Origin of the sequence: Streptomyces sp. NBC_00083 (assembly GCF_026343295.1) — a bacterium.
Classification (GTDB): domain Bacteria; phylum Actinomycetota; class Actinomycetes; order Streptomycetales; family Streptomycetaceae; genus Streptomyces.
Map to the genome: position 1 here is coordinate 381,054 of NZ_JAPELY010000005.1, position 16,981 is coordinate 398,034.

Consider the following 16,981-nt stretch of genomic DNA (forward strand, 5'->3'; position numbering starts at 1 on the left):
GCCGTAGGGGGCCTTTCCACACCATGAGCGTTGTCACCAACACGACCACCATCGGCGCGATCGAAGCACCGAGCCGCCGCAACACCGAGCTGGCCCTGCTGATCTTCGCAGTGGCCATTCCGGTGTTCGCGTACGCCAATGTGGGGCTTGCCATGACCGGCAAGCTTCCCTCCGGCATGCTCGGATACGGTCTGGGCCTCGGCCTGATGGCGGGTGTGGCGCACTTGGTGGTGCGCAAGTTCGCCCGGTACGCCGATCCGCTGCTGCTGCCGCTCGCGACGCTGCTCAACGGGCTCGGGCTCGTCCTGATCTGGCGGCTCGACCAGTCGCCGCGGCTGATCCAGCGCTCGAAGCTGGCGTGGGGCAAGTTCTCGCCCGACGCCCCTCATCAGCTGCTGTACACCGCGATCGGTGTGGCCCTGTTCATCGGCGTGTTGCTGCTCCTGAAGGACCACCGCATCCTGCAGCGCTACACGTACATCTCGATGGCCGCGGCGCTGTTCCTGCTGGTGCTGCCGATGTTCTTCCCGGCGGTCAACGGCGCCAAGATCTGGATCTCGATCCCCGGCCTCGGCACGATCCAGCCCGGCGAGTTCGCCAAGATCATCATCGCGATCTTCTTCTCCGGCTACCTCATGGTGAAGCGCGACGCGCTGGCCCTGGCCAGCCGCCGCTTCATGGGCCTGTACCTGCCGCGCGGCCGTGACCTCGGTCCGATCCTGGTGATCTGGGCGCTGTCGATCCTGATCCTGGTCTTCGAGACCGACCTCGGCACCTCGCTGCTCTTCTTCGGCCTGTTCGTCGTGATGCTGTACGTGGCCACCGAGCGCACCAGCTGGATCGTGTTCGGTCTGGTCATGTCGGCGGTCGGCGCGGTGGCGGTGGCCTCCTTCGAGCCGCACGTCCAGTCGCGTGTGAACGCCTGGCTCGACCCCTTCGCCTGCTACAAGACCGACAAGACCGGCGCCTGCCAGCAGATCGGCGACGCGATCATGTCGTTCGGCTCCGGCGGCACCCTCGGTACCGGTCTCGGCCAGGGCAATTCCGACCTGATCGGCTTCGCCGCCAACGCCGACTTCATCCTCTCCACCGTCGGCGAGGAGCTGGGCCTGGCCGGGATGATGGCCCTGCTGCTGATCTACGGCCTGATCGTGGAGCGGGGCGTGCGCACCGCGCTCGCCGCCCGCGACCCGTTCGGCAAGCTGCTCGCGATCGGCCTGTCCGGTGCGTTCGCGCTCCAGGTCTTCGTGGTGGCCGGCGGTGTGATGGGGCTCATCCCGCTGACCGGTATGACCATGCCGTTCCTCGCGCAGGGCGGTTCCTCCGTCATCGCCAACTGGGCACTGATCGGCATCCTGATCCGGATCAGCGACACCGCGCGCCGTCCCGCCCCGGCACCCGCCCCGTCCCCCGACGCCGAGATGACCCAGGTGGTCCGCCCGTGAACAAGCCCCTGCGCCGGATCGCGATCTTCTGCGGATTGCTCATCCTCTCGCTGATGATCCGCGACAACTGGCTCCAGTACGTCCGGGCCGACGAGCTGAACGCCAACGACTTCAACCGCCGGGTCCAGATCGAGCGGTTCGCCCACGAGCGCGGCAACATCATCACGGCCGACGGTCAGACGATCACCGGCTCGACGGAGACGAACGGCACGGACTTCAAGTACAAGCGGGCCTGGAAGGACGGCCCCATGTGGGCGCCGGTCACCGGGTACGCCTCGCAGGCGTTCGGCGCCACCCAGCTGGAGAACATCGAGGACGGCATCCTCTCCGGGACCGACAACCGGCTCTTCTTCGACCGGACGATGTCGATGTTCACCGGCGACAAGAAGAAGGGTGGCAATGTCATCACCACCCTGAACAGCAAGGCGCAGAAGGCCGCGTACGACGGGCTGGGGAACAAGAAGGGCGCCGTCGCCGCCATCGACCCGCGCACCGGCGCGATCCTGGCGCTCGCCTCCACGCCGTCGTACGACCCGTCCACGTTCGCGGGCAACAGCAACAAGGACTCCGCGGCCTACAACGCCCTGCAGAAGAAGGCCGACCCGGACGACCCGACGCTGAACCGGGCGCTGCGCCAGACCTACCCGCCGGGCTCCACCTTCAAGGTGGTCACCGCCGCGGCAGCGCTGGAGAACGGGCTGTACTCGGGCATCGACGATCCGACGAGGTCGCCGGTGCCGTACATCCTGCCGGACACCGACCACAAGCCGCTGAACAACGAGGGCAACATTCCCTGCGAGAACGCCACGCTCAAGGTGGCGCTCCAGTGGTCCTGCAACACGGTCTTCGGCAAGATCAGCGCGGACCTGGGCAACGAGAAGATGAAAGCGGAGGCCGAGAAGTTCGGCTTCAACAAGGAGATCTTCAACCCGGTCCGCACCGCCGCCAGCGTCTACCCCAAGGACAACCGCCCGCAGAACGCCATGTCCGGCATCGGGCAGGCCTCCAACCGCGCGACCCCGCTCCAGATGGCCATGGTCGCCGCGGCGGTCGCCAACGACGGCAAGCTGATGAAGCCGTACATGGTCGACCAGCTGCAGGCACCGAATGTGGACGTGCTCTCCAAGACCCAGCCCGAGCAGATGAGCCAGCCCATGTCGGCCGCCACCGCGCAGAAGCTCCAGAAGATGATGGAGTTCGTGGTCACCGACGGCACCGGCAAGGCGGGCCAGATCGACGGCGTCACCGTCGGCGGCAAGACCGGTACCGCCCAGCACGGCGTGGACAACAAGGGCAACCCGTACGCCTGGTTCATCTCCTATGCCAAGACGGGGGACGGCTCCCCGGTGGCGGTCGCCGTGGTCATCGAAGGCTCCGACACGACGCGTGACGACATCGCGGGCGGCAAGCTCGCGGCCCCCGTCGCCAGGGACGTCATGAAGGCGGTACTCGACAGCAAGAAGTGATCCGGGCTGTTTCACGTGAAACAGCCCCTCGTTTCACGTGAAACATCACACGTGCCCTGTACCGGTCCGGTATCAGGTGACGGCCGCGAGCTGATCGGCTTGCGGTGCCCGGTAGCGTATGCGCGAACAGCACACCGCCGGACCACCCATGGGTACGGTCGGGACAGACGGAGAGGGCTGGATTAGCTATGGAAGAGCCGCGTCGCCTCGGCGGGCGGTACGAGCTGGGCCAGGTGCTCGGCCGTGGTGGCATGGCGGAGGTCTACCTCGCGCACGACACCCGGCTCGGCCGCACCGTCGCCGTGAAGACGCTGCGGGCCGACCTCGCCCGCGACCCGTCCTTCCAGGCCCGGTTCCGCCGTGAGGCCCAGTCCGCCGCATCGCTCAACCACCCGGCGATCGTCGCTGTCTACGACACCGGCGAGGACTACGTCGACAACGTCTCCATCCCGTACATCGTGATGGAGTACGTCGACGGCTCGACCCTGCGTGAGCTGCTGCACTCCGGGCGCAAGCTGCTGCCCGAGCGCACCCTGGAAATGACCATCGGCATCCTCCAGGCCCTGGAGTACTCGCACCGCAACGGCATCGTCCACCGCGACATCAAGCCGGCCAACGTCATGCTGACGCGCACCGGCCAGGTCAAGGTCATGGACTTCGGCATCGCCCGCGCCATGGGCGACTCCGGCATGACGATGACGCAGACCGCCGCCGTGATCGGCACCGCCCAGTACCTCTCCCCGGAGCAGGCCAAGGGCGAGCAGGTCGACGCGCGAAGCGACCTCTACTCCACGGGCTGCCTGCTGTACGAGCTGCTCACCGTCCGGCCCCCTTTCATCGGGGACTCCCCGGTCGCGGTGGCCTACCAGCACGTACGGGAGGAGCCGCAGCCGCCCTCCAACTTCGACGCCGAGATCACGCCCGAGATGGACGCCATCGTCCTGAAGGCCCTGGTCAAGGACCCGGACTACCGCTACCAGTCGGCCGACGAGATGCGGGCCGACATCGAGGCCTATCTCGACGGCCAGCCGGTCGCTGCCACCGCCTCCCTCGGCGCGGTCGGCTACGGCAACGGCAACGGGTACGACGGCTACGGCAACGACCATGCGACGACCGCGCTGCGTCAGGCGGACTCGGGCGGCGCCCAGACCTCGATGCTGCCGCCGGTCAACCCCGACGACGGCGGCTACGGCTACGACGACCGGCCCGGCCGGCGGCGCCAGAAGAAGTCCCACACCTCGACGATCCTGCTGGTCCTGGCGGGTGTCCTGGTCCTGGTCGGCGCGATCCTGATCGGCAAGGCGGTCTTCAGCAACAGCGCCGACAGCAGCTCGTTGGACGTGCCCCAGCTCGTGGGCAGCAGCCAGGGGGACGCCGAGAAGCTGGCGACCAATGCCGGCGTCAAGATGTCCGTGGACAAGAACGAGCCCTGCGCGGACCAGCCCGAGGGCAACGTCTGCTCCCAGTCCCCGGCCAGCGGCACCATGAAGAAGGGCGAGACGATCTCGGTCACCGTGTCCACGGGCGCGCCCAAGATCGAGGTCCCGGACGTCACGCAGAAGGACAAGGACAGCGCCACCCAGCTGCTCCAGGCCAAGGGCTTCCAGGTGAAGACCAAGGAGGTCGAGTCCAGCTCGGCCCCCGGCACGGTCGACAAGCAGGACCCGGCGGGCGGCTCGCAGGCCCAGAAGAACTCGACGGTCACGCTGACGGTCGCCAAGAAGCAGACGACGAACCTGCCCGACGTGACGAACAAGGACTACACCGTCGCCGTCCAGCAGCTCAGTGCGCTCGGCTTCACCAACGTCTCCCGCCAGGACGTCGACAACGACAAGCCGCTCAACCAGGTCGTCTCGATGACGCCGACAGGGAACACCCCGCAGGCCAAGGACGTCCAGATCGTGCTGCGGGTCTCCAAGGGCCCGCAGACGCCCACGCCGCCGACCCAGGCGCAGATCCCCGGGAACCTGCTCGGGATGACCGTGAAGAAGGCCACGCAGACGCTGAACGACGCCGGCTTCAGCAACATCCAGTTCGCGGCGGGCAGTTCGAACGACGACAAGGCCCACGTCCTGAGCGTGACGCCGGGCGGCGGCACCATGGCCGACCCGAACCAGCCGGTCACCCTCACCACGATCGGTGGCGGAGGCGGCGGGAACGGCGGGAACGACAACGGAGGGGGCGGCGGAAGCTGGCCCTTCGGCTAGGCCACCACCGCCCGCCCAGCACCGAGCCCCGGCTCCCCCACAAGGGAGCCGGGGCTCGGTCGCGTTCGAGGTGCTCGCGCGCTACCGGCGCTTGCGCCGCCACGCCTCGCGCACCGCCACCGCGAGCGTGAGATAGACACCGATGACTTCCAGCACCATCAGATAGGTTTCCATGTCGCCTTCCCCGCCTGGTCCTTGGCTTGCTTCCTCGACCACGATGGCGCAGGGCGCGGGGTAGGGCATTCACTGTTTCGCCAGGTCAGGAGCGCTGGTTCGCATCCGGTCCGGGAGTGTTTCGCGCGGCGCCGGGAGTGTTGCGCAGGGCCTCGGCGCAGGTATCGCGACCGGCCGTGCGAACCATCGCGCCACTCGGCCGAACCTTCGCATCGACGGGCCGAACCATCGCATCCATCGAGGCCAGCGGCCTCAACCGGCGCCAGTCGTACGGAGGATGACCCACCCGGGGCCGGCGGCGGTCACGGACGTTGGCCGCGACCCAGAACAGGAAACCGCCCGCCATCACGGCCGGCGCCGCCCACCGCGCCGCCCCTCCGGCGCCCGACGCGATCCCCCTCAGGAGCGCGCCGCCGACCAGATAGGTCAACACCGGGTAGACGACGACCTGGTGCCACAGCTTCGTCGGGGAGAGCAGCTGCGCCCGCGTGTACAGGCCGGCCCGCAGCTCCGACCGGGCCTGCCACACGCCGAACACCAGGGGCAGCACCAGCACCGCGACCGCGGGCCACCCCGCGACCGGCACCGAGGCCCCCGGGGCCCCGGCGAGCCAGACACCGGCCGCACAGGACACGGCGAGCGCGGGGTCACCGTAGAGGAACGCGGTGAACTCGTGGCGCGGGCGCAGCAAGCGCCGTTCCAGGACGAGGGCGAGCAGCGCCGGGACACCGGGGCTCACGGCGAACGAGGCCAGGAACGCCCACGCGGGGCCGTGCTCCAGGGCGGGCGCCACGAAGGGCCGCCATCCGGCCGCGGCGGACGGCGTCATGCCCCGTCCCCGGCGCGGGACGCGCGGCGGTGCACCCCTGCCGCGCGTCCCTGGCCCTCCTGGCGACCCTCGGTCCCCCACATGTCGTGCACCAGCCGCTCGACGTCCGGGTCGCTGAAGAACCGGGCGTAGGTCTGCGCGAACGCGGTCACCACCTGGAGGTGCTTCTTGCGGGTCCCCGCCTCCGGTTCGTCGTCGGGCAGCGGGGTGTCGAAGAACGCGTGCTGCAGCCGGTGCACGGCCTCGGCGGACTGCTCGAGGAAGTTCGAGAGGGAGCGCGTCCTGACCCCGGTCGCCTGGATGATCGTCGCGTGCCGGTCGTGGCTCGCGGCCGCACGCCACAGCGCGAGATGTCCGGGCTGGCGGACGAGGCTGTGGATCCAGGAGGGGCCGCGGCGCGGCGGCCGGAACCTCAACGACGCGCCCGGCAGCGGATGGTGGCCGTAGGCGATCGCGCCGGCGATCTCGCGCATGTCCTTCTCGGCGCCGTGCTTGGAGAGCAGGGTGAGGGTGTCCGGGTAGAACTCGAACGCGGCCAGCAGGTGCAGGATCCGGTTGTGTTCGCCGTCGGCGGTGATGACGGCGGCCGGCACGCCCGCCTTGGCGCACTCCTCCAGGGCGGCCAGCCCGGACCTCGTCGACTCGTGGAGGAAGTCGAGGTCGACGAAGGCGAGTTGGAAGTCGCGGTCGGTGGCGAACCGCGCGGCCAGCTCCTCCGGGGACCGGACACCGATCACGACGTGATCGGCGGGGGCCAGGGCGCGGGCCACGGCCGATTCGACGATCCACTGGTCGTCGACCACGAGTACACGCATCGCTCACTCACCTTCTCGGAGGGCTGCTGGGACGGATGCCTGGCGCGGTACCTGGGCGGGGGGTGCCGCGGCCGGGGCCGGCCGCCGCTTCTCGGCCGGCCACTGGTCGGCGGGGCGCTGCGAGTACCAGTCGGCGACGACACGGGTGCCGCCGCCGGCGCGTGCCGCGAACTCCACGGAGCCCTGGTAGCGGTCCAGATCACGGTTGAGGACGACGAGGCTGCTGTGCTGCCCCGGTGCGTCCGGGCGCATCCCCGGCCCGTCGTCGGCCACCGTGACCCGGATCCGCACCACGTGGCCGCCCCGGGGGTCGTCGGCGCCGCCGAGGCGCACGCTCACCACCACCTTCAGGGCGCCCGCCTGCACGGCGTTGGCCACCAGGTCGGACAGGACACGGCGGGCGAGCTGGTAGTCGGTGGACGGCAGCACCAGCAGGGCGCTCGCCGGGTCCAGTTCGCAGCGCTCACGCAGCTTGTGCGGAAGGACGCAGAGCACCGCCTCCCACAGCGTCCCCACGGTGCCGCCGGGCCCCCGCCCCGGATCGAGCCAGTCGAGCCGCATCTCCTCGATCCGTACCAGCGCCTCGCGCAGCAGACCGCGTACCTCGGCGCGTTCGTAGTGGTCGCTGCGTTCGGCCTCGACCGCCATCGACACGGCCGTCTTGGACATGCTGTGCAGGTCGCGGCAGGCGGCGTCGCGTACCCCGCGCTCGATGTCGACGGCGGTGGTGACCGCCGCGTCGAGGACCCGGTCGAAGGACCACCACACGACGGCGACGGCGCCCACACCCAGCACGGCGCAGATCCGGGCCGCGCGGGGGACGGCGGTGAGGGAGGCCGTCCAGTCCGGGACGAACAGGGTCCCGGCGATCAGCAGCGCGCCGACGGGGATCAGCCTGCGCAGCAGGACGAGGAGTGCGTCCGCGGCGCCCGCGCTGCGGTCGGGGCCGAGCTTCACGTGCTGGGACGGCGCGTAATAGCCCGCGTCGCACACGATGTTGACGAAGACCAGGGTCACGAAGACCATGACGGCGCACAGCTGGACGGTCGTCACCGGGACGCCGGGGCCGTCCGGCCCGAACGGTCCCACGAGGGCGAGCCCCATCACCGCCATGCCGAACCCCTCCGCGAGGCCCGGCAGGTTGAAGGTGGCCCGCCCCCGGGTGCTGTCGAGGTGGTCGAAGAGCCGGTACACCACGGGCAGCCGTTCGCCGAAGTCCTCGAGGCGGGCCCTGGCCTCCGGATGGGCGTGCAGAAGGGACAGGAGTGCTCCGGTCGTCGCGAGCAGCAGGGCGAGCGCGCTGTGCGTGCGCGCGGACGGCGGCGTCCAGGCCAGCGACGCCCACAGCACGGCGGTGCTCGCGCAGCGCAGCCACGCGGTGGTGCGATGGAGACTGTCGAGGGCCCGCACCGCCGTCACCCAGCGCAGGTCCGCGCGCCTGTCCGTACCGTCCATGTGCCACCCCACCGTGTCGTCCTGCGGTGGAATTCATGATGGGCGGCTACGCGCGGACGCGACAGCAATACATCGCACAGGGACCCGCGTTGATGTGCACGGGCCGGCTACCGCAGTTCGGCGGGGGGCGTCCGCTTCGCGTCCACCTTCTCGGTGCGCACCAGCTCGCCCCACACGATGTAGCGGTACTTCGAGGTGAAGACCGGGGTGCAGGTCGTCAGGGTGATGTACTGGCCGGGCTTCTTGACGCCCGACCCCTTCGGGACCGGCTGCAGGACGTCGACGTTGTACTTCGACGTCTCGGGCAGCTCGGCGAACACCTTGTAGACGTACCAGGTGTCCTTGGTCTCGAAGACGACCGGATCGCCGGTCTTCAGCTTGTCGATGTTGTGGAACTTGGCCCCGTGGCCGTCCCGGTGGGCGGCGAGCGTGAAGTTGCCGCTCTTGGCCGTGCCGGGCAGCGTCGCCTTGACGGGGTCCGTGTAGTAGCCGGCCACACCGCCGTTCAGGACGTCGGTGTCGGTGCCCTTCTTGACGAGCACGTCGCCGTTCTTCATCGCCGGGACGTGCAGGAAGCCGATGCCGCCCTTGGTGTCGAGCGCGCCGGGCCCCGCGGAGGCCGCCCAGGTGCGGCGCACGCTGTCGCCCTGCGCGGACGCCTCGCGGTCGGCCACGACGTTGGTCCACCACAGCGAGTAGACGACGAACAGGCCGAGCACCAGGCCCGCGGTGATGAGGAGTTCACCCAGGACGCTGATGACCGCGGCGACCGTTCCCCGTGCGCGCCGGGACGGCGGGGGTCCGGGGGTGCCGGTCCGCTCCTCGTGGTCGGTTCCTGTAGCCACCGCACCCGCCCCTGCTGTCCGTTCGGTCATCCCACGAGCGCGTCGGGCTTGCCCTTGCTGCGCGGCCGGTCGTCGACCATCTTGCCCCACACGATCAGCCGGTAGGTACTCGTGAATTCCGGCGTGCACGTCGTCAGGGTCAAGTAGCGGCCCGGCTTGGTGAATCCGGAGCCGACGGGCACGGGCTTCAGCACCGAGACGTTCGACGGCGGGGTCTGCGGGAGTTCGCTGGTGATCTCGTACGTGTAGTACGCCTCCTGCGTCTCGACGATCACCTTGTCGCCCGCCTTCAGCCGGTTGATGTACCGGAAGGGCTCGCCATGGGTGTTGCGGTGGGCGGCGACCGCGAAGTTGCCGGTCTTGTCCGACGGCATGGCGGTCTTGAGGCCGGCCTCGTCGTAGTGGCCGATCATGCCCTTGTCGAGGACCTTCGCCTTGCTGGTGCCCTGGGCGATCGGGGCGACGATGTCCAGCTTGGGGATGTGCATGATGGCGAATCCCTGGCCCGGTGCGAACGTGTCGGGCTTGCCGCCGTCCGCCCAGTCCTGGGCGATCTTCTTCGCGGCGCTGCCCGCCTCCTGGTGGGCGCGGACGTTGGTCCACCACAGCTGGTACGTCACGAAAAGGAGCATGATCACGCCCAGCGTGATGAACGCTTCGCCGACGACGCGGCTGGCGATCACGGCCGGGCTGTCCTTGCGTGCCTTGGCCGCGCGGCGCGCCTCGGCGCGGGTCGGCCGCCGCCCGTCCGGCGCGGCGGCGGAGGCAGCGCCGGTGGAAGGGGAGCCGGCGGCGGGGGCGCCGGCGGCGGGCGTGGGCGTCGCGCGGCCCTTGCCCTTGGCGGCCCTGCGGCGTGCGGCCCGGCCGCCGGTGGCCGGCGGTATCGAGGCGGCCGACGGGACGGCCGACGGTCCGGGCGCGGCCTGCGGCTCGTAGGCGGCTATCGCCTCGAACGCGACCGTCGGTTCGGGGACGGGTGTCGACTCGGGGACGGCCGTCGGGCCGGGGACGGCTGCCGGGCCGGGGACGGCTGCCGGGCCGGGTATCGGGGGCGCGGCCCCGGCGGCGGGTCCGGGGGGCGGCTGCGGCGCCCGGTACCAGTCCTGCTGCTGGGGCGCGGGCTCCGGCTCGTACCACGGGCCGGGCGCGGGGCCCGGGGCGGGAGCGGATCCGTGCGCGGGAGCGGGAGCGCCCCCGGGGCCCGGCGGGGGCCCGTATACGGGCTCCTGTGCGGGGGCTGAAGCGCCGTGCGCCGGATTGTCGGTACGGAACCACGGCGACCCCGCCGCCGGTGGCAGGGGGTCCGTCAGCGGGTCGTACTCGTGCTCCGGGCGCACCGGAGTCACGCCGCGGCCTTGCCCACCACCGGCGCGAGCCCCGTCGAGCGTCCGACGGCCCCCGCGTCCCCGCATCGCACCAGCCAGTTGGCGAGCATCCGGTGGCCGTGCTCGGTCAGCACCGACTCGGGGTGGAACTGCACGCCCTCGACCGGGAGTTCACGGTGGCGGAGCCCCATGATGATGCCGTCCTCGGTGCGGGCGGTGACCTCCAACTCGTCCGGCAGCGTGCCCGGTTCGGCGGCCAGCGAGTGGTAGCGGGTCGCCGTGAACGGCGAGGGCAGCCCCTCGAAGACGCCGGCGCCCTCGTGCAGCACCGGCGACGTCTTGCCGTGCAGGAGCTCGGGGGCGCGGCCCACGACACCGCCGTACGCGACCATCATCGACTGCATGCCGAGACAGACCCCGAAGACGGGGACGCCGGACGACGCGCAGTGGCGCACCATGTCGACGCAGACGCCCGCCTGTTCGGGGGCGCCGGGGCCGGGGGAGAGCAGGACGCCGTCGAAGCCCTCCTGCGCGTGGCCGAGCGAGACCTCGTCGTTGCGGACGACCTCGCACTCGGCGCCGAGCTGGTACAGGTACTGGACAAGGTTGAAGACGAAGCTGTCGTAGTTGTCCACTACGAGAATGCGTGCGCTCACCGGACTGCTGTCCCCATCCCCTGGTCCACCGTCACGTCGTTGAACGGAAGCAGAGGCTCCGCCCACGGGAAGACGTACTGGAAGAGCACGTAGACGACGATCAGCACCATCGCGAGCGCGATGAGCGCCCGCAGCCACGCGTTGCCCGGCAGATGCCGCCAGATCCAGCCGTACATGCTGTCCCCGCTGTCCCTTCCGACGATCGTTACGGGACCAGACTAAGGGCCCCGGCTGTGGAGTGGGGTCAGCCGTCCAAAGCTGGGGGTTTGCCCCGCGTCACGGGCTGCGTGGCGTCGAGGTGCCCCCAGGCGATCAGTCGGTGGCTGCTGCCCCATTCCGGGTCGCAGGTGGTGAGGGTGAGATAGCGGCCCGGCGAGCGGAAGGGCGACTCGGCGGGGACCGCGTCGATGACGCCGACGTCGCTGGGCACGGTCCGGTAGGGCTTGTTGTCGATGCGGTAGGTGTACCAGGTGGTGTCATCGCGCAGGACGACCGCGTCGCCCGGCCGCAGTTCGGGGAAGTCCTTGAACGGGTCGCCGTAGGTGCGCCGGTGGCCGGCGACCGAGAAGTTGCCCGGCTGCCCGAGGGCGGTGGTGTTGGCGTAGTGCCCGAGGCCCTTCTGGAGGTCCTTCACGGCGGTCCCCTCGATGACCGGCTTGTGCCACTCCTTGCCGAGCCGGGGGATGTACATGACGGCGAACGGGCGGCCCTCGCCGTACGCGGCGGGGGCGGGCGGCCCGGCGGAGGCGGCAGGGCCCTGCCGCGGCGCGGGGCGGGGCGGCGGGCTCTGCGCCCACTGCTGCTGGAGCCCCGCCATCTGGTCGCTCGCCGCGTGGTCGGCCTTCACTCCCGTCCAGTACAGGAGGTACACGACGAACAGGACGATGAGGGTGCCGGCGGTGATGCACAGTTCGCTGAAGGACCTGACGACGATCCGCACGGACATCCGCGGTGTCCCCTTCCGCGCCGCTACTGCACCGGTTTCGCGTAGTGGAGATCCACTGTGCCCGAGTAGGCGGCGAGAGTCATCGTCTTGTGCTCGTCGACTTTCCAGCCGAGCCCGTACGCCTTCACGTACAGCTGGTAGTTCTGGATCGCGGGCGAGGCGTTGAGCGCGGCGCGCAGCTTCCCTGTGCTGCCCACCGCGGTGATCTTGTACGGGGGCGAGTAGACGCGGCCCTGGAGGATCAGGGTGTTGCCGACGCAGCGGACCGCGCTGGTGGCGATCAGGCGCTGGTCCATGACCTGGATGCCCTGGGCGCCGCCCTGCCACAGGGCGTTGACCACGGCCTGGAGGTCCTGCTGGTGGATGACGAGGTCGTTGGCCTGCGGGGCGGGGTAGCCGGGGGCCGCGGTGGCGTTGGGCGGGGCGTCGTTGAGCGTGACGGTGAGGGCCTTGCCGGAGACGGGTGCGGTGCCCGAGGCGTCCTTCAGGCCGTTGAGGAGCTGGTCCTCGGCCTTGGTGGAGCCGTCGTCGCGCTGGGCGAGCGCGTCCACGTCGCCGCGGAGCGCCGCGGTGGTGTCGCCGAGTTCCTTGTTCTTGTGGTCGCGCTGTTTGATCAGGTCCGACAGCTTCAGGAGCGAGGCGTCGGTGCGGATGTTGGTGCCCTTGGCCGTGTTGAAGCTGGTCACGAAGATGAGGCCGGCGAGCGCGAACACGGCGGCCGAGAGCAGCCGCACGGGGCGGCCGCGCAGGCGCCGCCGGGGCTGCTCGGGGACCCCGTCGGGGGAGTCGGCAGAATTGCTCAACGTACCCTTATCTCCTTCGGCGCCACGGAAGCACTACGCTAACGGACGCTTGGGGGAGGCTTCCCCCGCAGCCCCGTCCCCCGGCGCCGCCACAGTTCCCTGCGCGGTCACGCAGCGCATCGACAGGAGAGTTCCTCGTGCCGAAGTCACGTATCCGCAAGAAGGCCGATTTCACGCCGCCGCCCCCGAAGCAGGCGACGGCCATAAAGCTGGGCAACCGCGGCTGGGTCGCCCCGGTCATGCTGGCGTTCTTCCTCATCGGTCTGGCCTGGATCGTCCTCTTCTACGTGACCGAGGGCGATCTGCCGCTCTCCGCACTCGGCAACTGGAACATCGTGGTCGGTTTCGGCTTCATCGCGGGCGGCTTCGGCGTCTCCACGCAGTGGAAGTAGCGCCGCAACCAGGGGTGGAAGCAGCGGCCGAAAGCAAGCTCTGCCCCTAGTTATCCACAGCGCTATCCACGGGGAGTGGATAACTCAGACGATCTGTGGATAACTTCCGGGATGTTGACGCCGGTGTGACTGGCTCGGCCACCCGCCACACCCCTTGTGCCCCTTGCCCCACCTGGAACTCCCAGGTCAGGAGCGAGGGGCACGGGCGTTCCCCACCCAGTGCACAAGTTCGGGCACCCACTGTGGACAACTCTGGGGAAAGCTCGTACCCGCTGTGCCCGGAGGGGCTCCCGCGAGCCGGATCGGGCGCGGTGCCGCAGGCCGGATCAGGTCAGCTGTGCGGTGCGGATCAGGACCAGCGCGAGCGAGACCGCGAGGACCGCGGCGCAGCTGCCCCACTGGGTCAGGGCGCGCCGGTCCGCCGGGGCGTGCACCATGCCGATGCCGACCAGGACGCCCGCGACGAGACCGCCGACATGGGCCTGCCAGGCGATGCCCGACCACGAGAACGTGAAGATCAGGTTGACCACGAGCAGCCCGATCACCGGGCGCATGTCGTACTGCATCCGCCGCATCAGCACCGCCAGGGCGCCGAACAGGCCGAAGATCGCGCCGGACGCCCCGAGCGAGCCCTGGTTCTGCGCGGTCAGGAGGTACGTCAGCGCACCGCCCGCCAGACCCGACACGAAGTACAGCGCGAGATAACGCGCCCGGCCGAGCGCCGCCTCCAGGGGCCCGCCCACCCACCACAGGCTGAGCATGTTGAAGCCGATGTGCAGGTAGCCGTCGTGCACGAACATCGAGGTCACCAGGCGGTACCACTGGCCCTCGGCCACGCCCTGCACGCCGTCGAAGCCCGGGACCGTGGCCGAGCCCAGCAGCATGAGCGCGTCTCTGACCTGGGTGCCCACGATCAGCTGCACCAGGAAGAAGGCCAGGTTGACCCCGATGAGGATCTTCGTGACCAGCTGCCGGTCGCCGGCCGCCAGGACCCCGCCCGCCACGGTCCTCGGCTGGTTCGCGGCCGGCGCGTGGCCGGTGCCCGAGCCGGAGCGGACGCATTCGGGGCACTGGAAGCCGACGGACGCGCTGACCATGCACTGCGGGCAGATCGGCCGGTCGCAGCGCGCGCATCTGATGCCGGTGCCCACCTCGGGATGGCGGTAGCAGCCGGGCAGGCCCGGCTGTCGCGCCTCGTCCTGACCCTGGTCCTGGTTCATCGGGCTCCCTCGTCCTGATCCGGCAGCAGCTCCGCCCCGCTCGTCATACGGACGGGCGGGGCGGAAAGGTTCCCTGCGGAGCCGGAGATCAGCCTTCGCGGGTCTCCACGACGACCGACTCGATGACCACGTCGTTGACCGGGCGGTCGGTGCGCGGGTTGGTCTGGGTGGCGCCGATGGCGTCCACGACCTTCTTGCCGGCCTCGGAGGAGACCTCGCCGAAGATGGTGTGCTTGCCGGTCAGCCACGCGGTGGGCGACACGGTGATGAAGAACTGCGAGCCGTTGGTGGCCGGGCCGGCGTTGGCCATGGCCAGCAGGTACGGCTTGGTGAAGGCGAGGTCGGGGTGGAACTCGTCGCCGAACTCGTAGCCCGGACCGCCGGTGCCGTTGCCCAGGGGGTCGCCGCCCTGGATCATGAAGCCCTCGATGACGCGGTGGAAGACGGTGCCGTCGTAGAGCCGGTCGCTGGTCTTCTTGCCGGTCGCGGGGTGGACCCACTCGCGCTCGCCCTGGGCGAGTTCCACGAAGTTCTTGACCGTCTTGGGTGCGTGGTTCGGCAGGAGCCGAATCTCGATGTCGCCCTGGTTGGTCTTCAGGGTGGCGTAAAGCTGCTCGGCCACGATCTGCCTTCCTTTGAAGCGCTGCACAGGTCTGCCTGCACAGGTCTGCACTGACGTTGCACGATCCTCGCACGGACGGTGCCGCAGGGTGGAAAACCGCCCGGTTACCGACAGATACCCGTCGAACGGTGCTGTACTGCCCCCAACCGTGGCATTGTCGTCGGCGAGCTCCCCCTCAGTACCGCGTCCCGCCCCGCGCCCCGTAATTGCTCGAAAGACACGCCCCCCACCCGGATGCCTTGGAGCACATGCCGGGTACCCGCAGGACAGGCATGATTTCGCAATGGGTGGAAAGGCGACATACCGAACCGCCACCAAGGAGGAGGATCACGTGACCCGCATGGAGAGCGTGCGCGCCGCAACCGGAACGGCGAAGGAGAGCGTGCTGCACGCCGCGGAAGTGGTGGCGCCCTACGCCGACTCGGCCAGGCAGCAGGCCGCACAGTATGCCCAGCACTACGCCCAGGAGGCGCGCGTGCGCGTCGCTCCGAAGGTGTCGAAGGCCGCGGCCCAGGCGCGCAGCCAGGCCAGGCACCAGTACGACGCCCGTGTCGCGCCGCACGTCCCGGCGCGCATGGACGACGTGGCCCATCAGGCGGCCGAGCGTTCGCGCCGGGCGGCCCGGCAGGCCGCCGACTACGCCGCGCCCCGCGTGGAGCAGGCGGTCGCCGCCGCCCAGCCGCTGCGCGAGGAGGCCATGGCCCGCTCCACGGCGGCGCTGGCCGCGCTGCGCGGTCAGGTGACGCCGCGGGAGATCGAGAAGCTGGCGCGCAAGCACCGGCGGCACGCAAGGAACGCCCGGTTCGCCAAGGGTGTCCTGGTCGTCGGTGTCCTGGCGGGTGGCGCGTTCGCCGCGTGGCGGTGGTGGGACAAGCAGGCCAACCCTGACTGGCTGGTCGAACCGCCGGAGCCGACCGAGGTCCCCGACCGGACGCCGCTCAGCTCCGTGGACGGCAGCGCGGACGCCCTCGACCCCGAGGTCCAGGCCAAGCAGGCCGAGGCCGAGGCGGCGGCCGAGGCGAAGGAGCGCGGCGAGAGCTGACGCGGCACCGCCGCGGCAGGAACGACCGGGCGCCCGGCGGCCTCACCAGGCCGCCGGGCGCCTTCCGTTGCGCACGCACCCGGTGCTCCGCGCCGTGCGCGGTCCGCACCGCACCCGGTGTCCGGCGCGCCGTGCGGCCGGGCGTCAGAAGCCGCACATCACGCGGCTGTGGAGAACGGCGACGCACGAGGCGACCGCGCGGGACACCACGGCGACCGGGTCCGCCGCCGGCCACGCCCCGGCCGGGTCCGCCCCGCCCGGCCCGTCGGGTGCGGGCTCCCACGCCGGGCGCGCCGCCCGCAGCAGCTCCCTCAGCGCGGGCCGCAGCGCCGGGTCGCCGCGGTGGCCGTCGCGCGGCAGCAGCCTGCCCCGCCCGCCGAGCGGGCCGCGCAGCCACACCAGTTCGCCGCGGTCCACGAGGCTCCGCTCGACCGCGGGGAACGTGGACGGCGCGAGCCGCTCCACGCACGCCGCGACGGTGAGCGGGCGCCTGCCCCGGGCGAGCCGGTCCAGGGCCTCGCCCTGCACCGCGTCACCCACCGGGCCCGCGCCGGGCGCGGGGGCGAGGACGCTCACCCGGCCGGCGTGTACGGCGATGCGGCCGCCCCGCGCCAGGTCGACCAGGACCGCTCCGGCCAGCACGCGGCCCAGTTCCAGGTGCCAGGCTCCGGCGCGACCGCCCGTCACGCCGGCCACCCGCAGCATGGCCTCGTCCGTGAGCGGCATTCAGCCGCCCTCC

17 protein-coding genes are annotated in these 16,981 nt (G+C 70.8%); 5 read left to right on the top strand and 12 right to left on the bottom strand.

Going from position 1 to position 16,981, the window contains the following annotated elements; translation table 11 throughout:
* Positions 1–23 precede the first annotated feature (23 nt).
* From OOJ98_RS34345 to pknB, 3 genes are all read left to right on the top strand, one after another.
* A complete protein-coding gene (locus OOJ98_RS34345) occupies positions 24–1,445 on the top strand; it encodes an FtsW/RodA/SpoVE family cell cycle protein (RefSeq protein ID WP_267059051.1) in 1,422 nt (473 codons plus the stop codon).
* Positions 1,442–2,911, top strand: coding sequence for a penicillin-binding transpeptidase domain-containing protein (locus OOJ98_RS34350; protein ID WP_267059052.1), 1,470 nt, complete (start codon positions 1,442–1,444; stop codon positions 2,909–2,911). Before OOJ98_RS34345 ends, OOJ98_RS34350 begins: the two co-directional genes overlap by 4 nt.
* Positions 2,912–3,099: 188 nt before the next feature.
* Positions 3,100–5,118: a Stk1 family PASTA domain-containing Ser/Thr kinase gene (gene pknB / locus OOJ98_RS34355; RefSeq protein WP_267059053.1), complete on the top strand. Its 2,019-nt coding sequence runs from the start codon at positions 3,100–3,102 to the stop codon at positions 5,116–5,118.
* Positions 5,119–5,377: 259 nt separating this feature from the next.
* Here pknB and OOJ98_RS34360 read toward each other — a convergent pair whose 3' ends face one another.
* From OOJ98_RS34360 to OOJ98_RS34400, 9 genes are all read right to left on the bottom strand, one after another.
* Positions 5,378–6,121 carry a hypothetical protein gene (locus OOJ98_RS34360; RefSeq protein WP_267059054.1) on the bottom strand — a complete coding sequence of 248 codons (744 nt, stop codon included), beginning with the start codon at positions 6,119–6,121 and terminating at the stop codon, positions 5,378–5,380.
* Entirely contained in the window at positions 6,118–6,936 is an 819-nt protein-coding gene (locus tag OOJ98_RS34365; RefSeq protein ID WP_267059055.1) for a response regulator, read from the bottom strand. Before OOJ98_RS34365 ends, OOJ98_RS34360 begins: the two co-directional genes overlap by 4 nt.
* 3 nt (positions 6,937–6,939) lie before the next feature.
* Positions 6,940–8,391: an ATP-binding protein gene (locus tag OOJ98_RS34370; RefSeq protein ID WP_267059056.1), complete on the bottom strand. Its 1,452-nt coding sequence runs from the start codon at positions 8,389–8,391 to the stop codon at positions 6,940–6,942.
* Between the two features lie 107 nt (positions 8,392–8,498).
* Positions 8,499–9,236: a class E sortase gene (locus OOJ98_RS34375; RefSeq protein WP_267059057.1), complete on the bottom strand. Its 738-nt coding sequence runs from the start codon at positions 9,234–9,236 to the stop codon at positions 8,499–8,501.
* Between the two features lie 26 nt (positions 9,237–9,262).
* Positions 9,263–10,582 carry a class E sortase gene (locus OOJ98_RS34380; RefSeq protein WP_267059058.1) on the bottom strand — a complete coding sequence of 440 codons (1,320 nt, stop codon included), beginning with the start codon at positions 10,580–10,582 and terminating at the stop codon, positions 9,263–9,265.
* Positions 10,579–11,217 (bottom strand): aminodeoxychorismate/anthranilate synthase component II, encoded by a 639-nt coding sequence (locus OOJ98_RS34385; protein WP_267059059.1) that lies wholly within the window; start codon positions 11,215–11,217, stop codon positions 10,579–10,581. Before OOJ98_RS34385 ends, OOJ98_RS34380 begins: the two co-directional genes overlap by 4 nt.
* Positions 11,214–11,393, bottom strand: coding sequence for a hypothetical protein (locus OOJ98_RS34390; protein WP_267059060.1), 180 nt, complete (start codon positions 11,391–11,393; stop codon positions 11,214–11,216). Before OOJ98_RS34390 ends, OOJ98_RS34385 begins: the two co-directional genes overlap by 4 nt.
* 68 nt (positions 11,394–11,461) lie before the next feature.
* A complete protein-coding gene (locus OOJ98_RS34395; RefSeq protein WP_267059061.1) occupies positions 11,462–12,163 on the bottom strand; it encodes a class E sortase in 702 nt (233 codons plus the stop codon).
* 23 nt (positions 12,164–12,186) lie between these two features.
* Positions 12,187–12,966: a DUF881 domain-containing protein gene (locus OOJ98_RS34400; RefSeq protein ID WP_267059062.1), complete on the bottom strand. Its 780-nt coding sequence runs from the start codon at positions 12,964–12,966 to the stop codon at positions 12,187–12,189.
* A 137-nt stretch (positions 12,967–13,103) separates the two neighbouring features.
* Here OOJ98_RS34400 and crgA point away from each other — a divergent pair, with 137 nt between their 5' ends.
* Complete coding sequence (crgA, locus tag OOJ98_RS34405; protein WP_267059063.1) at positions 13,104–13,358, top strand: cell division protein CrgA; 255 nt, start codon at positions 13,104–13,106, stop codon at positions 13,356–13,358.
* Between the two features lie 326 nt (positions 13,359–13,684).
* Here crgA and OOJ98_RS34410 read toward each other — a convergent pair whose 3' ends face one another.
* Positions 13,685–14,578: a rhomboid family intramembrane serine protease gene (locus OOJ98_RS34410; RefSeq protein WP_267059064.1), complete on the bottom strand. Its 894-nt coding sequence runs from the start codon at positions 14,576–14,578 to the stop codon at positions 13,685–13,687.
* A gap of 88 nt (positions 14,579–14,666) precedes the next feature.
* Positions 14,667–15,200: a peptidylprolyl isomerase gene (locus tag OOJ98_RS34415; RefSeq protein WP_267059065.1), complete on the bottom strand. Its 534-nt coding sequence runs from the start codon at positions 15,198–15,200 to the stop codon at positions 14,667–14,669.
* A 331-nt stretch (positions 15,201–15,531) separates the two neighbouring features.
* Between OOJ98_RS34415 and OOJ98_RS34420 the strand changes: the two genes are divergently transcribed.
* Complete coding sequence (locus OOJ98_RS34420; protein ID WP_267059066.1) at positions 15,532–16,242, top strand: DUF5324 family protein; 711 nt, start codon at positions 15,532–15,534, stop codon at positions 16,240–16,242.
* Positions 16,243–16,386: 144 nt separating this feature from the next.
* On the opposite strand, the gene OOJ98_RS34425 is transcribed toward OOJ98_RS34420, so the two are convergent.
* On the bottom strand, positions 16,387–16,968 hold the full coding sequence (locus tag OOJ98_RS34425; protein ID WP_267059067.1) for a GPP34 family phosphoprotein: 582 nt from the start codon (positions 16,966–16,968) through the stop codon (positions 16,387–16,389).
* Between the last annotated feature and the right edge of the window lie 13 nt (positions 16,969–16,981).

Bases quoted from the DNA above. Each gene is read 5' to 3' on its own strand.
- OOJ98_RS34345 (WP_267059051.1), top strand. From the start codon at position 24: ATGAGCGTTGTCACCAACACGACCACCATCGGCGCGATCGAAGCACCG.
- OOJ98_RS34410 (WP_267059064.1), bottom strand. From the start codon at position 14,578: ATGAACCAGGACCAGGGTCAGGACGAGGCGCGACAGCCGGGCCTGCCC.
- OOJ98_RS34395 (WP_267059061.1), bottom strand. From the start codon at position 12,163: ATGTCCGTGCGGATCGTCGTCAGGTCCTTCAGCGAACTGTGCATCACC.
- OOJ98_RS34425 (WP_267059067.1), bottom strand. From the start codon at position 16,968: ATGCCGCTCACGGACGAGGCCATGCTGCGGGTGGCCGGCGTGACGGGC.
- OOJ98_RS34360 (WP_267059054.1), bottom strand. From the start codon at position 6,121: ATGACGCCGTCCGCCGCGGCCGGATGGCGGCCCTTCGTGGCGCCCGCC.
- OOJ98_RS34390 (WP_267059060.1), bottom strand. From the start codon at position 11,393: ATGTACGGCTGGATCTGGCGGCATCTGCCGGGCAACGCGTGGCTGCGG.
- OOJ98_RS34370 (WP_267059056.1), bottom strand. From the start codon at position 8,391: ATGGACGGTACGGACAGGCGCGCGGACCTGCGCTGGGTGACGGCGGTG.
- OOJ98_RS34365 (WP_267059055.1), bottom strand. From the start codon at position 6,936: ATGCGTGTACTCGTGGTCGACGACCAGTGGATCGTCGAATCGGCCGTG.
- pknB (WP_267059053.1), top strand. From the start codon at position 3,100: ATGGAAGAGCCGCGTCGCCTCGGCGGGCGGTACGAGCTGGGCCAGGTG.